The organism is Bradyrhizobium sp. dw_411 (genome assembly GCF_018449695.1).
In the GTDB taxonomy this organism is placed as follows: Bacteria; Pseudomonadota; Alphaproteobacteria; order Rhizobiales; family Xanthobacteraceae; genus Bradyrhizobium.
Window position 1 is genome coordinate 94487 of sequence record NZ_JAAVUY010000018.1, and the last position, 19228, is coordinate 113714.

Annotated in this window: 18 protein-coding genes and 1 riboswitch; of the genes, 14 read left to right on the forward strand and 4 right to left on the reverse strand. The window is 64.8% G+C overall.

The window, feature by feature from the left end; all coding sequences use genetic code 11:
• Positions 1–12 precede the first annotated feature (12 nt).
• The 7 genes from cbiE to HB676_RS26665 all read left to right on the forward strand — a co-directional run bounded on the left by cbiE (position 13) and on the right by HB676_RS26665 (position 5941).
• Positions 13–1248, forward strand: a complete 1236-nt coding sequence (cbiE, locus tag HB676_RS26635) for a precorrin-6y C5,15-methyltransferase (decarboxylating) subunit CbiE (RefSeq protein WP_213741453.1) — start codon at positions 13–15, stop codon at positions 1246–1248.
• Complete coding sequence (locus tag HB676_RS26640) at positions 1245–1628, forward strand: cobalamin biosynthesis protein (protein ID WP_213741454.1); 384 nt, start codon at positions 1245–1247, stop codon at positions 1626–1628. Before cbiE ends, HB676_RS26640 begins: the two co-directional genes overlap by 4 nt.
• Positions 1625–2386, forward strand: coding sequence for a precorrin-4 C(11)-methyltransferase (gene cobM, locus HB676_RS26645; protein ID WP_213741455.1), 762 nt, complete (start codon positions 1625–1627; stop codon positions 2384–2386). Before HB676_RS26640 ends, cobM begins: the two co-directional genes overlap by 4 nt.
• Complete coding sequence (gene cobA, locus HB676_RS26650; protein ID WP_213741456.1) at positions 2386–3171, forward strand: uroporphyrinogen-III C-methyltransferase; 786 nt, start codon at positions 2386–2388, stop codon at positions 3169–3171. Before cobM ends, cobA begins: the two co-directional genes overlap by 1 nt.
• A complete protein-coding gene (locus HB676_RS26655; protein WP_213741457.1) occupies positions 3168–4517 on the forward strand; it encodes a cobyrinate a,c-diamide synthase in 1350 nt (449 codons plus the stop codon). Before cobA ends, HB676_RS26655 begins: the two co-directional genes overlap by 4 nt.
• Positions 4514–5158: a 5,6-dimethylbenzimidazole synthase gene (bluB, locus tag HB676_RS26660; RefSeq protein WP_213741458.1), complete on the forward strand. Its 645-nt coding sequence runs from the start codon at positions 4514–4516 to the stop codon at positions 5156–5158. Before HB676_RS26655 ends, bluB begins: the two co-directional genes overlap by 4 nt.
• 267 nt (positions 5159–5425) lie before the next feature.
• Entirely contained in the window at positions 5426–5941 is a 516-nt protein-coding gene (locus HB676_RS26665) for a tyrosine protein phosphatase (protein ID WP_213741459.1), read from the forward strand.
• On the opposite strand, the gene cobS is transcribed toward HB676_RS26665, so the two are convergent.
• Complete coding sequence (cobS, locus tag HB676_RS26670) at positions 5931–6695, reverse strand: adenosylcobinamide-GDP ribazoletransferase (RefSeq protein ID WP_213741460.1); 765 nt, start codon at positions 6693–6695, stop codon at positions 5931–5933. The genes HB676_RS26665 and cobS overlap by 11 nt on opposite strands.
• A 1-nt stretch (position 6696) precedes the next feature.
• Positions 6697–7770, reverse strand: coding sequence for a nicotinate-nucleotide--dimethylbenzimidazole phosphoribosyltransferase (cobT, locus tag HB676_RS26675; protein WP_213741461.1), 1074 nt, complete (start codon positions 7768–7770; stop codon positions 6697–6699).
• Positions 7771–7859: 89 nt separating this feature from the next.
• A riboswitch (cobalamin riboswitch) is annotated at positions 7860–8063 on the forward strand.
• Positions 8064–8203: 140 nt separating this feature from the next.
• Between cobT and HB676_RS26680 the strand changes: the two genes are divergently transcribed.
• From HB676_RS26680 to HB676_RS26705, 6 genes are all read left to right on the forward strand, one after another.
• The gene (locus HB676_RS26680) at positions 8204–8629 is read left to right on the forward strand and encodes a DUF1636 domain-containing protein (RefSeq protein ID WP_249780485.1); all 426 of its coding nucleotides are present in this window, start codon (positions 8204–8206) and stop codon (positions 8627–8629) included.
• Positions 8626–9159: a bifunctional adenosylcobinamide kinase/adenosylcobinamide-phosphate guanylyltransferase gene (gene cobU / locus HB676_RS26685; RefSeq protein ID WP_213741463.1), complete on the forward strand. Its 534-nt coding sequence runs from the start codon at positions 8626–8628 to the stop codon at positions 9157–9159. Before HB676_RS26680 ends, cobU begins: the two co-directional genes overlap by 4 nt.
• A gap of 217 nt (positions 9160–9376) precedes the next feature.
• Positions 9377–10390, forward strand: coding sequence for a cobalamin biosynthesis protein CobW (gene cobW / locus HB676_RS26690; RefSeq protein ID WP_213741464.1), 1014 nt, complete (start codon positions 9377–9379; stop codon positions 10388–10390).
• Between the two features lie 34 nt (positions 10391–10424).
• Complete coding sequence (cobN, locus tag HB676_RS26695) at positions 10425–14102, forward strand: cobaltochelatase subunit CobN (protein ID WP_213741465.1); 3678 nt, start codon at positions 10425–10427, stop codon at positions 14100–14102.
• On the forward strand, positions 14099–14731 hold the full coding sequence (cobO, locus tag HB676_RS26700) for a cob(I)yrinic acid a,c-diamide adenosyltransferase (RefSeq protein ID WP_213741466.1): 633 nt from the start codon (positions 14099–14101) through the stop codon (positions 14729–14731). The genes cobN and cobO overlap by 4 nt, the downstream gene beginning before the upstream one ends.
• The gene (locus HB676_RS26705; RefSeq protein WP_213741467.1) at positions 14731–16212 is read left to right on the forward strand and encodes a cobyric acid synthase; all 1482 of its coding nucleotides are present in this window, start codon (positions 14731–14733) and stop codon (positions 16210–16212) included. Before cobO ends, HB676_RS26705 begins: the two co-directional genes overlap by 1 nt.
• Here HB676_RS26705 and cbiB read toward each other — a convergent pair.
• A complete protein-coding gene (gene cbiB, locus HB676_RS26710) occupies positions 16185–17156 on the reverse strand; it encodes an adenosylcobinamide-phosphate synthase CbiB (RefSeq protein WP_213741518.1) in 972 nt (323 codons plus the stop codon). The genes HB676_RS26705 and cbiB overlap by 28 nt on opposite strands.
• 1 nt (position 17157) lies before the next feature.
• On the reverse strand, positions 17158–18060 hold the full coding sequence (locus HB676_RS26715; protein WP_346347430.1) for an ABC transporter substrate-binding protein: 903 nt from the start codon (positions 18058–18060) through the stop codon (positions 17158–17160).
• Here HB676_RS26715 and cobD point away from each other — a divergent pair.
• Positions 18052–19041 (forward strand): threonine-phosphate decarboxylase CobD, encoded by a 990-nt coding sequence (gene cobD / locus HB676_RS26720; protein ID WP_213741468.1) that lies wholly within the window; start codon positions 18052–18054, stop codon positions 19039–19041. The genes HB676_RS26715 and cobD overlap by 9 nt on opposite strands.
• The last annotated feature ends 187 nt before the right edge of the window (positions 19042–19228 follow it).

Sequence of the window (19228 nt, forward strand, 5' to 3'; positions counted from 1 at the left end):
GGGCTTTGTTCCGTGATGGCTGAAACTGCAACTTGCACAGTGCAACGCTGGCTGTCCATCGTCGGCATCGGTGAAGACGGCGTGGATGGATTGTCGTCCGTCGCGCGGCAACTCATTCGGTCCGCCGAACTGGTCGTCGGCGGCGCGCGCCATCTGGAACTGGCGGGTGAACTCATTCAGGGTCGGCGTCTCGCATGGCCGAACCCGATCGGCGACGCCTTCCCCGAAATCGAGCGCCAACGCGGTCGCCCGGTCGTGGTGCTGGCAAGCGGCGATCCCTTTCATTTCGGCGTCGGCAAGCAGATCGCGGCTTTTGTTGCCGCCGACGAGTTCATTTGCCTGCCACAGCCTTCCGCCTTCAGTCTCGCCGCAGCGCGGATGGGCTGGCCGCTGCAGGATGTCGCGCTGGTCACGCTGCATGGCCGCGCGCTCACCGGCATTATCCGGCATCTGCAACCCGGCGCGCGAATCCTGGCGCTATCCTGGGACAGCGCCACGCCGCGTCAGTTGGCCGAGTTGCTCGCGGCGCGGGGCATGGGACAATCGCGCATGACCGTGTTGGAGGCGATGGGCGGCCCGCGCGAGCGAACGCATCACGCGACGGCTTCGCAATTCGATATCAGCGATATCCAGCCGCTCAATACGATTGCGATCGAGGTCATAGCGGAACCGGATGCTGCCATCATTCCCTTGGGCTCGGGCCTCGACGACGATCTGTTCGAGCATGACGGCCAACTGACAAAGCGGGAAATTCGAGCGGTCACGCTGTCATCGCTGCAGCCAGTGCAGGGACAATTGCTGTGGGATATCGGGCTCGGCGCGGGCTCGGTCGCGATCGAGTGGCTGTTGCTGCATCGCTCGCTCCGTGCCACCGGCATCGAGTCACGCAGCGACCGCGCCGAGCGCGCCGCGCGCAATGCGGCAGCGCTCGGCGTGCCGGAACTGGAGATCGTGCAGGGCCATGCGCCGGACGTGCTGGCAGGATTGGCGCGGCCGGATGCGGTCTTCATCGGCGGCGGCATGAATGATGACAGCGTATTCGATGCGGCGTGGGCGGCGCTGAAGCCAGGCGGGCGTCTTGTCGCCAATGCCATCTCGCTGGAAACCGAAGCGCGGCTGGCCGGTTATTTCCAGCAATATGGCGGCGAACTCATTCGACTGCAGGTCGCCAGAGCCGATAGAGTGGGCGCGATGACGGGCTGGCGGCCGGCGATGCCGGTCACGCAATGGCGAGTGAGGAAGCCATGATCGTTGCGGGCATCGGATGCGGACGCGAAACGTCCTCCGAGGAGATTGTGAACCTGATTGCGGTCGCGCTTTCGAATTTCGGCATCGCGCAGGAAAACCTCACCGCGATTGCGACCGAAAGCTCGAAGGCCGATGAGCGCGGCATCGCCGGCGCGGCCAAGTCGCTGTCGATTCCCGTCTTGAGTTGCTCGGTCGCGGATCTCGGACGGGTCGCCGATCAGGTGTTGACGCGCTCGTTGCGCGTTCAGGCCATCAAGGGCGTGCCGTCGATCGCGGAAGCCTCCGCGCTGGTCGCGGCCGGACCCAACGCGCGGCTGCTCGGCGCGCGCGTCGCGGCCAACCGAGTGACCTGTGCCATTGCCGTGGGTGAGGGATCGTGACCGTTCATTTCATCGGCGCCGGGCCCGGCGCGCCCGATCTCATCACGGTGCGTGGACGCGATCTGATCGCCAAGTGCCCGGTCTGCCTCTATGCGGGCTCGCTGGTGCCGAAGGCGTTGCTCGATTATTGCCCGCCCGGCGCGCGCATCATCGATACCGCGCCGATGTCGCTTGATGAGATTGTCGCCGAATTCCAGCGCGCGACCGGCGAGGGCCAGGATGTCGCGCGGCTTCATTCCGGCGACCTGTCGATCTGGAGCGCGCTGGGCGAACAGCTACGGCGGTTAGAAGCGCTCGATATTCCCTTCACGGTAACCCCAGGTGTTCCGGCCTTCGCAGCCGCTTCGGCCGCGCTGGCCAGAGAATTGACGCTGCCCGAAGTCGCGCAATCGGTGGTGCTGACGCGCACCTCGGGCCGCGCGTCGTCGATGCCGGAAACCGAAAACCTTGCCGCCTTCGCCGCGACCCGCGCGACCCTGGCGATTCATCTGTCCATCCACGCGCTCGACAAAACCGTCGCGGAACTCATTCCCGCCTATGGCCAGGCTTGCCCGGTCGCGGTGGTGTTCCGTGCGAGCTGGCCGGACGAGAAAATCATCCGCGCCACGCTCGGCACCATCGTCGCCGAAGTCGCGAAGACCAATATCGATCGCACCGCGCTCATTCTGGTCGGCGAGGTGCTGGCCGCGCGGGATTTTCGTGAAAGCGCGCTCTATGACGCGGCCTATCAGCGCCGGTTCCGCGGAAGAGACTCGTGATGGAGTTGAGGCTTCCCGATTTTCCTGATTTCCCACCGGGCGAGGTCTGGCTGGCCGGCGCCGGTCCCGGAGATCCCGGGCTGCTGACGCTGTATGCGCTTCACGCGCTGCAAACCGCCGACGATATCGTCCACGATGCGCTGGTCGATCCGCGCATCCTCGAACTCGCGGGGCCGCAGGCAAAATTGTTCTTTGCAGGCAAGCGCGGCGGCAAGCCATCGGCGCAACAGGCGGACATCAACGACCTCCTGATCGAGCGCGCCCGGATGCAGCGGCGCGTGTTGCGCCTCAAGGGCGGCGATCCCTTTGTGTTCGGACGCGGCGGCGAGGAAGTGCTGGCGCTGGTGCGCGCCGGGTTGCGGTTCCGCATCATCCCGGGCATCACGTCGGGATTGGCGGCCGCCGCGCTGGCTGGTATTCCCGCAACCACGCGCGATACCAATCATGCCATCATCCTGATGGCGGGTAGCCGCGCGGCCGATGGCAGCTCGGTCGCCGAATGGGAAAAGCTGGCGCGCGTCGGGCAGCCGATCATCGTCTACATGCCGATGGCGAATTTGGTTGATATCATGAGCGCTTTCGAGCGCGGCGGCATGGCGCATGATACGCCCGCGGTGGTGATCAGCGCATCCACCACGCCGGAGGAGCGCGTGATCGAAACCACGCTCGGGACGGCCGTCGCCGATGCCGCGCGCGAGGGCATCGGTTCGCCCGCCATCGTGATCGTCGGCGCGATTGCGTCGATGCGGCAGCAATTGCTGGCCAATATGGTGGGCTGGCCATGATCCATCCCGCCGCTGCACCGGGCCTGATCATTGCCGCGCCGCGTTCCGGCGCCGGCAAGACCACCGTCACGCTTGGGTTGTTGCGCGCGCTGCGTCGCAGGGATCACCGCGTGCAGCCGTTCAAATGCGGGCCTGACTATATCGATCCCGCGTTCCATGAGGTCGCGGCGGGACGCGCCAGCTACAATCTCGATAGCTGGGCGATGGGCGCAGGCCTGATCGCGACACTGGCCGCGACAACATCGATGGATGCAGATATCGCCATTGCCGAAGGCGTGATGGGATTGTTCGACGGCGCCGCGGCGCGCGGGCAATCCGGCTCAGGCACCACGGCCGATCTGGCCGCACTGTTGGGATGGCCGGTCGTGCTGGTGCTCGATGTCACCGGCCAGACCGAGACCGCGGCGGCCGTCGCGCTCGGCTGTGCCGGATATCGCGACGACGTCGCTATCGCCGGCGTGATCCTCAACCGCGTCGCCAGCGCGCGGCATCTGGCCCTGATCGCACCGGCGTTCGAGCGGATCAAGCTGCCGCTGTTCGGTGCGATCCTGCGCGATGAAGGGATTGCACTGCCCGAACGGCATCTCGGCCTGGTGCAGGCGCGCGAGATCGAAAATATCGACCAGCATCTGGATCGGCTTGCAGATGCGATCGATGCCGTCATCGATGTCGATGCGATCCGGCGAGCGGCGCGGCCCGCGAAGGTGTTGCCCGCAGCCAGTGACGCGCGTTCCAACGCATCAAAGCTGCCGCCACCGGGACAGCGCATCGCATTGGCGCAGGACCGCGCATTTTCATTTATGTACCCGCATCTGCTGCGGCAATGGTGCAGCGCCGGCGCGGAGATCATTCCGTTCTCGCCATTGGCCGATGAAGCGCCAGATGCGACTGCTGACGCCGTCTGGTTGCCCGGGGGTTATCCCGAGCTTCACGCCGGCACGCTGGCGGCGGCGTATCATTTCCACAAAGGGCTTCGCGCACTGGCCGTGCGTTCCGTTCCGATCCACGGCGAGTGCGGCGGCTACATGGTGCTGGGTCGCGGCCTCGAAGATGCCGACGGCGTACGACACGAGATGGCGGGGCTGCTCGGACTCGAAACGTCTTTTGCGAAGCGCAAGCTGCATCTGGGCTATCGCCGCGCGCGGCTGCAGCGCGATTGTTCGCTTGGCGCGGCGGGCAACGAAGTGTTCGGCCATGAATACCATTATGCGAGTATCGTTTCGGTCGATGGCGAAGCGCTGGTCGATTGCCGGGACGCTTCCGGCGCCAACGTGCCCGAACAGGGCATGCGGCGGGGCTCAACCACGGGGACGTTTTTCCATGTCATCGACGGGGCAGCCGCATGACGGAAACGCCGCGGCAATTCGACGATAAATTTCGCGAGGCATTCCGCGATCTCATCCTCTGGCGCCGCGATGTGCGTCGTTTTCGCCGCGATCCCATCGATGCCGGCTTGATGCATTCGCTGCTCGAACTCGCGAGCCACGCGCCTTCGGTCGGGCACTGCCAGCCCTGGCGGTTCGTGCTGGTCGAATCAGCCGATCGCCGCGACGCGATCAGAAGCAGCTTTGTGCGGTCCAATGCCGACGCACTCGAAAGCTATCATGGCGAACAGCGCGCGCATTATGCGCGGCTGAAACTGGAGGGCCTCGAGAACGCGCCGGTCCATGTCGCTGTGTTCGCCGACGAAGCGGCGGAGGAGGGCAGCGGCCTCGGCCGCCGCACCATGCCCGAAACCCTGCGCTATTCGGTCGTCGCCGCGATTCAGACATTATGGCTGGCCGCGCGCGCGGAGGGATTGGGGCTCGGCTGGGTTTCGATTCTCGAGCCCGACGCCGTGCATCGCGCGCTCGACGTGCCCTCAACCTGGACGCTGGTCGCCTATCTCTGCCTCGGTTGGCCGGTGGAAGAACATCTCGATCCCGAACTCGATCGTCACCGCTGGCAGCAACGGCTCGATGTCGAGCGGATGATTTTCAAGCGCTGATGCGTGACACCGCTATCTCATCCTCGTCGTCCCGGCCTCGAGCCGGGACCCATACGCCGCGGCCTATCGTTGGAGGATGCTGTTGGACGACTTTCGCGCAACACAAGGTCCTGTGGTTATGGGTCCCGGCTCCTTGTGCGCAATTGCGCACAGGGCCGGGACGACGGCGTCCTGTAGGTGGGTTGAGCCCGTTGCGAAACCCATCACTTTCACAAGCTGGAATTGATGGGTATCGCTTCGCTCCACCCATCCTACTAAAGTGCATCCATGATTCACGTCACTTCGCTCAACGCCCTCGAAACCGTCACCGCGCGTCTGCAAAATTACGACCTGCTGACGCTGCTGTCGCCGGGCCATCCGGAAACCGACTGGAGCGCGTTCGCTCGCGAACGGCATGTGCGGCTAGCGTTTCACGATGTCGTGGAGCCGATGCCGGGCCTGACGCTGCCGGACCACGACACGATGCAGGCGGTACTCGATTTTGGCCGTCAACACGAACCTCAACGGCCGCTGCTGATCCATTGCTGGGCCGGGATCAGCCGCTCCAGTGCGGCGGCGTTTGTCATCGCCTGCGATCGCAATCCCGGTTTTGAGCGAGACGTCGCCGATGAATTGCGCCGGCGCGCGCCGTTCGCGACGCCGAACCGGCTGATGGTCCGGCTCGCGGATGATCTGCTGGCGCGCGACGGTCGCATGATCGAGGCGATTGAAAAAATCGGCCGCGGTGCCGAAGCGCGCGAAGGCACGCCGTATGAGATTCCGCTGCAATGGCCTATCGGATGATGGCGGCGACGCCGAGCAAAAAGCCAATCTCGAACATCTGTTCGATCGCGCCGAGGACATCGCCGGTATAGCCGTCAATCAGCCTGCGCGCCCACAGCGCAAGGGCGGCGGCGAGGAGGGCGCCGAGCAGGAGTCCCGAAATCGCCGACGTAATCGATATCGAAGCCAGCGGCACCAGCGCGCAGCCGACGACGAGCAATGCGAACCAGATGTCATTCGTGCTGACGGGCGCGTCGGCATAGCTCACCTTCATCGCGGCGGTATCGCCGGCGTATGGCAGCGCATTCATGACGAGGGCTGGCGTGATGCGTGCGGCAGCGTGGGCGGCGATCAGCGCTGCGGCGCCGGTCCATAACGGCATCCCCGCCAAGGACGTCACGCGCAATGCAACGCCAAATAGCAGCGCGAGCGCGCCGTAAGCGCCGATCCGGCTGTCCTTCATGATCGCGAGCCGCTTTTCCACGCTCCAGCCTCCGCCGAAGCTGTCGGCAGTGTCAGCGAGGCCGTCTTCGTGCAGCGCGCCGGTCACGATGATACTTGCGGCCACCGCGAGCAGCGCCGCAATCACCGGACTCCAGATCGAGCCCGCCAACAGTAAAACCACGGCCGATACCAGGCCGACGCAAATCCCGACTGCCGGAAAATATTTCGCGCAACGCGACAGCCAGTCCGGCGTGGTGGCGGTCTCGGACGATGGCACGGGGAAGATGGTCATGAACCGCAGCGCGTTGAAGAAGTCGCGGTTCGCGCTCATCTCAGAGTTTTCCGGCCAGCACGTCGCTGAGATCGGCGACATCGGTCAGCAGCCTTGCCGCCGCGCGCACCAGCGGCACCGCGAGCAGGGCGCCGGTGCCTTCGCCAAGCCGCAAGCCGAGATCGAGCAGCGGGTTTGCGTGGAGCGCGGCGAGCAGGATGTCGTGGCCCTTTTCCGCGGAGCGATGCGCGAACACGCAATAATCGCGCGCGGCGGGGACCAGCCGGATCGCGACCAGCGTCGCGGCGCTGGAAATGAATCCATCGACCAATACCGGGCGGCGCTGCGATGCCGCGCCCAGCACCGCGCCGGCCATCATGGCGATTTCCAGCCCGCCGAATTCAACCAGCACCTCGAACGGCGCGGTGGCATTGCTGCGCGCGGCGGCCTTTTCGATCGCCGCGCGCTTGCGGGCCATTCCCGGTTCGTCCTGGCCGGCACCGACGCCGATGCAATCCGACAGCGTCGCGGGCGCAAGGCGATGGGCCAGCAGCGCCGAAGAAGCCGTATTGCCGATGCCCATTTCGCCAAGCGCGATAATATCAGCGCCGGCCTTGATCTGATCGATTGCGATCTGGCAGCCGCGTGCCAGCGCGTCCGCGGCCTGTCGCGGCGTCATCGCCGGCTCGCGCGCCGCGTTCGCGGTGCCCATGCGGATTTTGGCTACGATCAAATCCGGATGCGCGGGGAGATCGGCCGCGACGCCGGCATCGATCACGCGGATGGTCACATTGCTGGCGGCGGCGAACGCATTGGCGGTGGCGCGGCCGGCCAGATAGGTCATCACCATCGCGACCGTCACGGCGGAAGGATATTGCGAGACGCCTTCCTCGGTGAGGCCGTGGTCGGCGGCGAACACCAATAATACCGCTCTGTCGCCCCGCGGCGGCTCGGGGTGCCGGATCATGCCGAGCTGCACGGCCAGGTCCTCGATCCGCCCCAGCGATCCCGGCGGCTTGGCCTTGCCGTCGATGCGCCCGCGCATGGCGGTCACAAGCTGCTGATCGAGCGGCGCAATGGCTGGCGGCTGCCAAAATTGCTTCAAATCGCAGAATTCCTGCAAGTCAGACGACATCGGGTTCCCTTTCGCGTGATCTTACCTGACGCAACGCCCACCATCAGGTCAACTGCGGCTATGCCCGGTTGACCCCGGCGGGGGTGCCAGCTAGCGTCATCCACGATGGTCCTTCCACGTGGAAGGTGAAAAGGGAAGCCGGTGCGAATGCTCTCATTGGAGCTTTCAAGGCCGGGGCTGCCCCCGCAACTGTAAGCGACGAGCCCTCGCCGGTGCCACTGGGAATTCCCGGGAAGGCGGCTGATGGCAACGACCCGCGAGCCAGGAGACCTGCCATCACGAACTGTGCTTTGGAGGCGTCGTCGGGGCGGGGTGCACCGGACGGGAGCGAGCTTGACGGCGATGAGCCTTCGAGCGCGACCCAACAAAGCTCGTGGCCTTTAGGCCTTGATGTGAGCCTGTGATGGATCGCGAAAGCGCTGAGGAAGATTCCTTGGATTCGACGCTGGTTGAGCTGCGGCAGTCCAACCTGCCGGGCGGTCCTGTCGTCGTCAGCGTCTGCATCACCTGCAAGACCGCCGATGGCGGCGCGGTGGTGGGTTCGGAGATGTTCGCCGCGGTGCGCGCCGCACTTGGCGCGGATGATCCCGGCGTCATGGTGCGGCCGGTGCAGTGCCTCAGCGTCTGCAAGCGCCCGGCAACCGTCGCGGTGACGAGCCCGGATGGCTACACGTTTTTGTTCGGCGACCTGCAGACCGAAAGCGGCACCGCCGCGCTGAAGTCATTTGTAAAGTCCTATCAGAAATCGGATTACGGCCTGGTGCCGTGGCGCGAGCGCGCGGATGTTCTGCGCAAGGGCATGGTCGCCCGGGTGCCGCCGATGCGCTGGTCGCCGGATGACGGGCGTGCGCCGAAATGACGGCGCTCGAAACCACCTTGGTGCTGGGCGGCGCGCGGTCCGGCAAATCGGCCTTTGCCGAAAGTCTGGTTCGCGACAGCGGGCTGGCGCGCATTTATCTGGCGACCGCGACCGCCGGGGATGACGAGATGAAGGCGCGCGTCGCGCAGCATCGCGCGCAGCGCGGCGACGGCTGGGTTACGGTCGAAGAACCGCTGGCGCTGGTCGATGCGCTGACGCGGGAGGCGACCCGTGGTCGCGCCGTGCTGGTCGATTGCCTGACGCTGTGGCTGTCGAACCTCATGATGGCAGAGCGCGATCCCGAAGTCGAAGCGCGCCGGCTGACGCGATTTCTTGGCGTGGCCAAATATCCCGTGGTTTTCGTTTCCAATGAAGTCGGCCTTGGCCTTGTGCCGGAAACGCCGCTCGGGCGCCGGTTTCGCGACGCGCAAGGACGGCTCAATCAGCTCGTTGCGGCCTGCGTGCCCAATGTCGTGTTCATCGCCGCCGGGCTTCCGCTCTGGCTGAAACAATCATTGCTAAAAGCATAGTGAGATTAGATGAAGCTGCAACGGCAACGAAGGTGCGCTCCCTCTCCCCTTGTGGGAGAGGGTTGGGGTGAGGGGTCCAGGTCGATCGATAGTCCGTAACCCCTCACCCGGATTGCATCTGCGATGCAATCCGACCTCTCCCACAAGGGGAGAGGTAAGAGGAATCGCCAATAGCTCGACTCAATTCAAAGTAAATTCCGCCAAGGAGAACCAATAAATGTCTCGCGTTCCCGTCACGGTGCTCACCGGTTTTCTCGGCGCCGGCAAGACCACGCTGTTGCGTTCGCTGCTGACGCAGGCGGATGGCCGCCGCATCGCGGTTATCGTCAACGAATTCGGCGATGCCGGTTTTGACGGTGGGCTGGTGGAAGAGTGCGCTGCAAAAGCCTGCGCGCCCGGCGATATCGTTGAGCTCACCAATGGCTGCATCTGCTGCACCGTGGCCGATGATTTTGTGCCGACCATGGACAAATTGCTGTCGCGCGACCGTCCGCTCGATGCCATCGTGATCGAGACCTCGGGGCTGGCGCTGCCGCAACCGCTGCTCAAGGCGTTCGCGTGGCCTGATGTCCGCACCCGCGCTACTGTGGATGGCGTCGTGACCATCGTCGATGCGCTGGCGCTGTCGGAAGGCCGCGTCACGCTCGATGAAGGCGCGGTTGCGGCCCAACGCGCGGCGGATGATTCCATCGATCATGACGACCCGATCGAGGAAGTGTTCGAGGACCAACTGGCGTGCGCCGATCTGGTGGTGCTCTCGAAGAGCGATCTGGTGTCGTCCGACGCGCTGGCCGCGATCGAGGAACGGCTCGCGGCGGTGCTGCGGCCGGGTGTGCGCATCGTTCGCTCGCATGGCGCGCTGTTGCCGTCGGTGCTGATCGGTCTCAATTCCGCGGCCGAAGACGACATGGCTGCGCGAGCCGGTCATCACGGCGAAGAAGAAGAGCACGACCATGACGATTTCGACAGCATCGTGGTGAAGCCTTCGCCGGCCGATAGCGTCGATGCGATGCGCCTGCGTATCAGCGATGCGCTGAGCCAGACCGGCGTGTTGCGCGTCAAAGGCCATGCCCGAATCGACAACCGGCCGTCGCCGGTCGTGGTGCAGGCTGTTGGTGGCCGGGTCGATCTGTCCTTTGCCCGTCCCGACGTGAAGCAGGCCGAGCATCTGGTCGTGATCGGTCTCAAGGGATTCGATGGCGACGCGGTGCGCCGCGCGCTGGCAGGATAGTTTTGCGGGGTAATGACGACAATTGTAGACACGCATGCATCTGAAGCTCGACAGCAGCGGCAGCATTGACGACGGCGACGTTGCCCGCGATCTCGGGCAGGCTCCCGCCGATATCGTCGTGCTGTCGGCCGCCGACAGCGATCTTGCGGCATTCGGCGCCGCGCACGCGGAATTGCGAGGCGATTTTCCGAGCGTACGGCTGACGAATTTGCTGGCGCTCGGTCATCCCGCGTCGGTCGATCTCTATGTCGAGCGCACGCTGTGTGATGCGAAGATTGTTCTGCTGCGCATGCTCGGTGGCGAAAGCTACTGGCCGCATGGCGTCGAGAGTCTGCGCAGCGATGCGTTGCGCCGCGGCGTGTTGTTGGCCTGCATCCCCGGCGAATTGAGCTGGGACGCGGCGCTGGCCGCGCGCGGCACCTTGAACGCCGCCGCTACCCATGCGTTGTGGCGCTACTGCACCGAAGGCGGCGTCGAGAACGCGCAACTGGCGCTGCGTTTTGCCGCGCATCTGATCGGCCGTGACGAACGGCCCGCGCCGGCGCGGCCGATGCCGCCGGCCGGGTTCTGGCGCGGCGCGCCTGCAATCGATGATCGTCCGAACGCCATCGTGATTTTCTACCGCGCGCTGGTCGCGGGCGGCGACACCGCGGCGATCGATGCGCTGCGTGATGCGCTGGCCGCGCGCGGACTCAATGCGGTCTGTCTTTATGTGACCAGTCTCAAGGATGAGCGTTCGGCGGCGTTCCTGCGCGCGGCGCTGGCGGCCTATCCGCCGGACATCATTGTCAACGCGACGGCGTTCGCGACCGCAACGGCCCATGATGATGCCGGCGCGTTGGCCGCGTCGGGTTGTCCGATTCTGCAGGTGGCGCAGGCCGGGATATCAAAGGCGAGCTGGGAAAGCTCATCGCGCGGCCTGATGCCGCGCGATCTGGCGATGCATGTCGTGTTGCCGGAGGTCGACGGGCGCATTTTTGCCAATGTGATCGCGTTCAAGGAGCGCGGCGAGTCTGAGGTGGGCTTTGCGCCGACCACATTTCGTCCGGTCGAGGACCGGATCGATGCGACTGCCGATCTGGCGCGGGCCTGGGTGCGGCTGCGGCGCGCGACGAGCGATCAGCGGCGTGTGGCGATTGTGCTGGCCAATTATCCCAACCGCGATGGCCGCCTCGCCAATGGCGTCGGCCTCGATACGCCGCAAAGCCTGATCGACGTGCTCGGTGCGATGCGCGGGGCGGGCTATGACGTCAATGATTGTCCTGGCGATGTTGCGTCGATGATGCAGCTTCTTCTGGGCGCTCCAAGCGGTGTGTCATGGCCGATCGCCGAATATCAGTCCGCCTTCGCGGAATTGCCGGACAGCGTGCAACTCGCCGTCGAATCGCGCTGGGGTGATCCGGCGCTAGACCCGCATGTCGCGAACGGCAGCTTTCGTCTGGGCCTGCATCGCTTTGGCAACGCCGTGGTCGGCGTACAACCCGCGCGCGGCTACAACATCGATCCCAAGGCGACCTATCACGATCCTGATCTGGTCCCGCCGCATCACTATCTGGCGTTCTATCTCTGGATCCGGCGTCACTTCGATGCCCATGCGGTGGTGCATCTCGGCAAGCACGGCAATCTCGAATGGCTGCCGGGCAAGAGTACGGGCTTGTCGGCGAATTGCCTGCCCGATGCTATACTGGGCCCGCTGCCGCATCTCTATCCCTTCATCGTCAACGATCCCGGCGAAGGCATTCAGGCCAAGCGCCGCACGTCTGCCGTGATCATCGATCATCTGACGCCGCCGATGACGCGCGCGGAATTGCACGACGATCTGGCGCGGCTGGAAACGCTGGTCGATGAATACGCGCTCGCGGCGGATCTCGATCCCAAGCGGGCTGCAGTGATTGCCGAAGATATTTTGTCGTTGGCCCGCGCGCAACGGCTCGATGCCGATGTCAACGTGACCCGCGAAACGCCGACCAACGATGCGCTGCGCGCACTCGATGCGCATCTGTGCGATCTCAAGGAAATGCAAATCCGGGACGGCCTGCATATTTTCGGGCGAACGCCCGGAGATACCCAAGGCAACGACCTCCTGGTCTCGATCGCGCGGCTGCCGCGTTCCGACATCAAACCGCAGGATGCCTCGCTGCATCGCGCGCTGGCGTTCGATCTGGGCTTGGGCGATTTCGATCCGCTGACGCGCGACCTCGCCGATGATTTTGTGGGGCCGCGCCCGGCAATCCTGTCGGAGATCAGTAACGACATTTGGCGTACCTCGGGCGACACCGTAGAGCGGATCGAGCTATTGGCGCTTCGCTTGGTGTCCGGCGCTAAAGTCTGCGATGCGGCGTGGGAGCGCACCAAAGCCGTGCTTGCCTGGATCGACGCCAAATTGCGCCCGGCTATCGATGCCTGCGGCGATGCGGAAATGAAAGCGCTGCTGCACGGCCTCGATGGCCAGTTCGTGCGGCCCGGCCCATCCGGCGCGCCGACCCGCGGCCGGCCGGATGTGCTGCCGACCGGACGAAATTTCTTCGCGGTCGATGTCCGCGCGGTGCCGACGCCGTCGGCGTGGCGGATTGGGAGTCTGGCCGCCGAGCGGCTGGTCGAAAGTTATTGGCAGGAAGCCGGCGAATGGCCGCGTGCGATCGCGCTGTCGGCCTGGGGCACCGCCAATATGCGCACCGGCGGCGACGATGTCGCGCAGGCACTGGCGCTGATCGGGGCGCGGCCGTTGTGGGAAGAGACATCAGGCCGGGTCACGGGTTTCGCGATCACGCCGTTGTCGGAACTAAAGCGTCCGCGCGTCGATGTCACATTCCGTGTGTCTGGTCTGTTTCGCGATGCGTTCCCGACCCAGATGGACATCATCGGCAGTGCGGTCCGCGCCATCGCGGAACTCGACGAGCCCGATGAGGCCAATCCGATCGCGGCGAATGTCAGGGCCAAGCGAAAAGCGCTCCAAGCCGAGGGCGTGAGTGGCGAGGCGGCCGCGCGGCAAGCATCTCATCGTGTGTTCGGCTCCAAGCCGGGTGCGTATGGTGCAGGGCTCGGCAATTTGATCGACGATGGCCATTGGCAGGGTCGCGGCGATCTCGCGGACATCTATCTCGACTGGGGCGGCTATGCCTATGGCGGCGGCGTGCAGGGCGAGGCCGCGCGCGGCGATTTCGCCGAGCGGCTTGCGACCATCGATCTCGTCGCGCACAGCCAGGATAATCGCGAGCATGATATTCTCGATTCCGACGATTATTATCAATTCATGGGCGGTCTTGCGTCGGCGGTGCAAAGCCTGCGCGGCAAGGCGCCACGCATCGCCCATATCGATACCTCGCGGCCGGAGGCGCCGATAGCGCGGCCGCTGGCCCATGAGATATCCCGTGTGGTGCGTGGCCGAGCGGCCAATCCGAAATGGATCGCCGGGGTGATGCGCCACGGCTATAAGGGGGCGTTCGAGATCGCGGCCACGGTGGATTATCTGTTTGGCTTCGCCGCCAGCACCGAAGCAGTCTCGAACCATCATTTCGATCAACTCTTTGCGGCCTATCTGGAAGACGAGCGCGTGCGGGATTTCATGGAGACGGCAAACCCCGCGGCGTTGCGCGAGACCGCTGCGCGGTTTGCCGAGGCGATCCGGCGCGGGCTGTGGACGCCGCGCTCCAATCGCGCTGGTTATCTGATTGCTGAATTGCTGCCGGAAGCCGAAAAGGAAATCGCATGACCGGGTCTTCAACAGAGGATGACGATGCGGAAAACGCCCGCCACGCGGAAAAGGCGCGCAAGCACAAGGCCGCGCGCGACAAGATCATGGCGACCAAAACCGGCGAGAAGGGCTTGCTGATCGTCCACACCGGCACGGGCAAGGGAAAAACATCCGCCGCGCTCGGCATGGTGTTTCGCCACATCGGCCACGGCTATCCCGTCGCCGTCGTGCAATTCACGAAGTCGCCGGCATGGGACACCGGCGAGGCGCGGGTGCTGGCGAAATTCCCTGAACTCGTGACGCTGCATATCATGGGCGAGGGGTTCACCTGGGAAACCCAGGACCGCGCCCGCGATATCGCCGCGGCCACCGCGGGCTGGGAGCGCGCCAAGGAACTCATTCGCGACGACCGCCACCAGATGGTGCTGCTGGATGAACTCAACATCGTATTGCGCTATGAATACCTGCCCATTGAAGACGTCGTGAATTTCCTGCGCGACGAGAAGCCGCCCGGCAAGCATGTCGTCATCACCGGCCGCAACGCGCATGCCTCGCTGATCGAGATGGCCGATCTCGTCACCGAAATGACGCTGATAAAGCATCCGTTCCGCGCGGGCGTGAAAGCCCAGAAGGGCGTCGAGTTCTGATGGCAACGCCGGCGCTGATGATCCAGGCCACCGGCTCCAATGCCGGCAAGTCGACCCTGGTCGCGGGGCTGGCGAGGGTGTTGGCGCGGCGCGGATTGAAAGTGGCGCCGTTCAAGCCGCAGAACATGTCGAACAATGCCGCGGTCGCGGTCGAGGGCGGCGAGATCGGTCGCGCGCAGGCCGTGCAGGCGCGCGCGGCGCGGATGATTCCAAGCGTGCACATGAACCCGGTACTGCTCAAGCCGGAGACCGACAGCGGTGCGCAGGTGATCGTGCAAGGCCAACGATGGGGCACGCTGCGTGCGAAGAATTTTCTCGACAAGAAGGCGGCGCTATTACCGGCGGTGCTGGACAGTTTTGCGCGGCTGGCGCGCGAGGCGGATATCGTGCTGGTGGAGGGCGCGGGCAGCCCCGCCGAAATCAATCTGCGCGCCGGCGATATCGCCAATATGGGATTTGCCGCGGCGGCCGACGTGCCCGTGGTGTTGACAGGCGATATCGATCGCGGCGGCGTCATCGCGAGCCTTGCGGGGACGCATCTGGTGCTGGAGCCGGAGGAACGCGCGCGCATCCGCGGCTTTGTCATCAACAAGTTTCGCGGCGATCCCAGGCTATTTGACCAGGGCCTCACGGCTGTGACGCGCCTGACGGGCTGGCCTTCGCTCGGTGTGGTGCCGTGGCTGCCAAAGGCGGCATGGCTGCCGGCGGAAGATGCCGTCGATCTCGATCGCGTCCATGCTTCGACATCGACGCGCGTGATCGCCGTGCCGGTGCTGGCGCGCATCGCCAATTTCGACGATCTCGATCCGCTGGGCATGGAGCCCGGCGTCAAGCTGGTGTTCGTGCGGCCGGGCGAGGCCATTCCCGGCAATGCCGATGTGGTGATCCTGCCGGGCAGCAAATCCACCATCGGCGATCTCGCTTTCCTGCGGGCACAGGGCTGGGACATCGACATCGCTGCGCATGTGCGCCGGGGCGGTCATGTGCTCGGTCTTTGCGGCGGCTATCAAATGCTGGGGCGGACGATCGCCGATCCCGACGGCATCGAGGGGCCGTCCGGAACGGTGGATGGACTGGGCCTGCTGGATATTTCCACCGTCATGAGCGCGGATAAATCCACGCGGCTGGTTCAGGGTATTCATTCCTCAACGGGCGCGCCCATTGAAGGCTACGAAATCCATCTCGGCCGCAGCGAAGGCAGCGACTGTATCAGGCCGATCGTGACTATTGAGGGACGCCCCGATGGCGCCAGCACCGCCGATGGCCGCGTGCAGGGGACTTATGTGCACGGGCTGTTCACCGGCGATGCCTTTCGCAAGGCGTGGCTGGCCAATCTCGGGATTGCGTCAACGCTGGCGTATGAATCGCAGATCGAATCCGCGCTGGAGGCGCTGGCCGATCATCTCGAGGCGCATCTCGATATCGAGTCTATCCTAGCTATTGCGCGCAGCCGTCAGACCACCAACGCCAGCGCGGCATAAACCGCCGCTTCGATCACGCACGCCGCCAGATAAAGATCGAGCGCGCGGCCGATATCATCAGGTGCGGCAACACGTGTTGCCTCGGCGTTGAGAAAGGGATCGTCCGCGACGTGTTCGGCATAACGACGCGGGCCGGCCAGTGCCAATCCCAATGCGCCCGCCATCGCGCTTTCCGGCCAGCCGGCATTCGGCGAGCGATGCTTTGAGGCGTCGCGCTGCACCACGCCCAGCGATGTCCCGATCGATCCGCCGGCCATCGGAGCCGCGAGCGCCAGCAACAGCGCCGATAATCGTGCGGGAACCAGATTGACGAGATCATCGAGCCGCGCCGCCGCCCAGCCGAAGGATTCATAGCGCTCGGTGCGATGGCCGATCATGGAGTCGGCCGTGTTGATCGCCTTGTAGGCGATCAATCCGGGCAGCCCGAGCAGCGCCAGCCAGAACACCGGCGCGACAATGCCATCGGAAAAATTCTCGGCGCAGGATTCGATTGCGGCGCGGCAGACGCCGGCTTCATCGAGTTGCTCGGGGTTGCGGCCGACGATCATCGAGACCGCTTCGCGCGCCGCCGGAAGGCCGCCTTCAGTAAATGCCGCGCGTACGTCGGCGACGTGCTGATAGAGGCTTCGTTGCGCGATGAAGATCGAGGCGATCAGGGCGACGATGATATTGCCGAAGGGAAGTGTCTGCACGAGGAATTGAATCAGCGCGCCCACGGCTAGCGCGATCACGACCAGGATGGCCGTGCTGTTGATCCCCTCGGATTTGCGTTGTTCGGGCGACTGGTTGTCGTGATTGAATTTCCGATCCAGCAGGTCGATCAGGGCGCCGATCAGCGACACGGGATGTCCGAGATAACGCCATAGCCAGTCGGGATCGCCGATCAGCGCGTCGAACGCCAGCGCCGCGATCACGATAAAAAGTCCACTGCTGGAGATCAGCACTTCAGTGATCCACGCGCTCAAGCTCGGACGCCAGCCGCTCCAGCGCTTCCGCCAGCATCGGGCCGCCGCACACCGTGAGCCGTTCCGGGATCACGATGCGTTTTGAGGCCGGATAAAACCGTTCGAGTGCGGGATGCAGCAGGAAGGCGCTGCCTTCATCCTCGGCAAAGCCGCTGTCCTCGGACACCATAATGAAATCCGGCTTGAGGCCGACAATCGCTTCGAGTGACGCAAAGCCGCCCGATTTGATGCCGAGATCGCCGGCCGCATTGGCAAGCCCGGCATTGGCCAGCAAAGAACTGGTCAGGCTGTCGCGGCCGGATACCCAGCCGCGCCGCGACACCGCCAGCACGCGCCAGGGTTTTCGCGAGGCGACGTCATGCGCATGCGCGATCGCTTTATCCAGCCGGTTGATTTCGGCCGTGGCGCGATCCGGATGTTGGGTCACCTCGCCCATCTGGCGAATGCTTTTTTTCACATCGTCCAGCGACCGCGCGACATCGAATTCGACAACGTGAAGCCCCTTGTCTTTGAGCAATTGCCGTGTCGCGAGCCTCGTGAAGCGGCCAGCGACCACGACATCCGGCGCCAGCACCAGCACGTCTTCCGCAGCGCCCGAGAGTTGCGGGAATTGCCGGGCCTTGGCGGCGTCCCAGGAGCGGGCGGGATCGCGCGCATAGGGGCTGAGGCCGAGGATCTGCTCGGGGTCGGCCAGCGCCATCAGCAACTGGTCGGTGCAGGCATTGATCGAGGCGATCCGGGGCAGGCCGGCGGCATGCGCGGGAGGCGCACCGAGGCATAGCGGCAGGCTAAGGCTTGCGGCCAGCAGCAGCAACGCGCCGAGCGCGCGTTGGTACCTCTCGCGCTTTGGCGCGGATGGTGGCATGAAGCGCGGATGAAGCACGGCGGCGATCTGACTGAAGCAATGGCGCGATATGGCGGGTCGCCGCAAATGTGGCTCGACCTGTCGACCGGCGTCAACCCCTGGCCGTGGCCGATTCCGCAGGATATGCCGGGTGCGCTGTGGCAGCGGCTGCCGTCGCGCGCCGATGAAGAGAATTTGATCGCCGCGGCGCGTGAAGCCTATGCGGTGCCCGCGGGTGCCGAGATTGTCGCGGCTTCGGGAACCCAATCGCTGATTCAATGGTTGCCGCAATTGGCGGGCGACGGGCCGGTCGCCATTGTCGGGCCGACCTATAATGAGCATGCGGCGTCGTGGCGGTTGGGTGGTCATGAGGTGATCGCGTGTGCTGGGCTTGATGAGCTTCCGCAAGCGGTGCGCCATGCCGTGGTCGTGAATCCCAATAATCCCGACGGGCGGGTGATTTCGCGTGCGGTGCTGGCGCGCGTCGCGTCGCAATTGCGTGAGCGTAGCGGATGGCTGGTGGTGGATGAGGCCTTTGCTGATCTTGAACCTGACGTGAGCGTCGTCGGGTTATGCGCCGATCTGCCGGTCGTGGTGCTGCGCTCGTTCGGAAAGTTTTACGGCCTTGCGGGGCTGCGGTTGGGATTTGTTATCGCATCCCCAGAGATCGCGCAGCGTATTGCGCTGGCGCTTGGTCCGTGGCCGTGTTCGGGTCCGGCGCTGCATATTGGTGCCGCCGCGCTGCGCGATCGGGATTGGGCAGATCGCACGCGTCTTACGATTCAAGCTCAGGCGCAGAAACTCGATGCTGTGCTCGCCAATGCCGGTTTCACGATCGCAGGCGGCACCGGATTGTTCCGGCTCGCGCGCCGCGCTGACGCTGGCAGACTACACACGATGCTCGCCACACAACACATCTGGTGCCGCCGCTTCGAGTGGGCCGACGATCTCCTCCGCTTCGGCCTGCCGGCAGGCGACCGCGAGTTAGAGCGTCTCGCGGCTGCGCTGGGGTCATTGTAATAGTTTCGGATCGTTGCGGCTGTTATCGGGGCCTCATGGTTCGAGACGCGCGAAGACGCGCTCCTCACCATGAGGAATGACCAGCCGGAACGTGACAGCAAGTGGTTGTAGCCCGGATGAGCGCAGCGACATCCGGGGCCGGTGTAGCGTTCGCTCCCGGATATCGCCGTGCTCATCCGGGCTACGG

Excerpts from the sequence above, each read along its gene's own strand:
- HB676_RS26640 (WP_213741454.1), top strand. The coding sequence starts at position 1,245 with ATGATCGTTGCGGGCATCGGATGCGGACGCGAAACGTCCTCCGAGGAG.
- cobD (WP_213741468.1), top strand. The coding sequence starts at position 18,052 with ATGAAGCACGGCGGCGATCTGACTGAAGCAATGGCGCGATATGGCGGG.
- bluB (WP_213741458.1), top strand. The coding sequence starts at position 4,514 with ATGACGGAAACGCCGCGGCAATTCGACGATAAATTTCGCGAGGCATTC.
- cobU (WP_213741463.1), top strand. The coding sequence starts at position 8,626 with ATGACGGCGCTCGAAACCACCTTGGTGCTGGGCGGCGCGCGGTCCGGC.
- cobO (WP_213741466.1), top strand. The coding sequence starts at position 14,099 with ATGACCGGGTCTTCAACAGAGGATGACGATGCGGAAAACGCCCGCCAC.
- cobT (WP_213741461.1), bottom strand. The coding sequence starts at position 7,770 with ATGTCGTCTGACTTGCAGGAATTCTGCGATTTGAAGCAATTTTGGCAG.
- HB676_RS26665 (WP_213741459.1), top strand. The coding sequence starts at position 5,426 with ATGATTCACGTCACTTCGCTCAACGCCCTCGAAACCGTCACCGCGCGT.
- cobN (WP_213741465.1), top strand. The coding sequence starts at position 10,425 with ATGCATCTGAAGCTCGACAGCAGCGGCAGCATTGACGACGGCGACGTT.
- cobS (WP_213741460.1), bottom strand. The coding sequence starts at position 6,695 with ATGAGCGCGAACCGCGACTTCTTCAACGCGCTGCGGTTCATGACCATC.
- HB676_RS26705 (WP_213741467.1), top strand. The coding sequence starts at position 14,731 with ATGGCAACGCCGGCGCTGATGATCCAGGCCACCGGCTCCAATGCCGGC.
- HB676_RS26655 (WP_213741457.1), top strand. The coding sequence starts at position 3,168 with ATGATCCATCCCGCCGCTGCACCGGGCCTGATCATTGCCGCGCCGCGT.
- cobW (WP_213741464.1), top strand. The coding sequence starts at position 9,377 with ATGTCTCGCGTTCCCGTCACGGTGCTCACCGGTTTTCTCGGCGCCGGC.
- cobA (WP_213741456.1), top strand. The coding sequence starts at position 2,386 with ATGGAGTTGAGGCTTCCCGATTTTCCTGATTTCCCACCGGGCGAGGTC.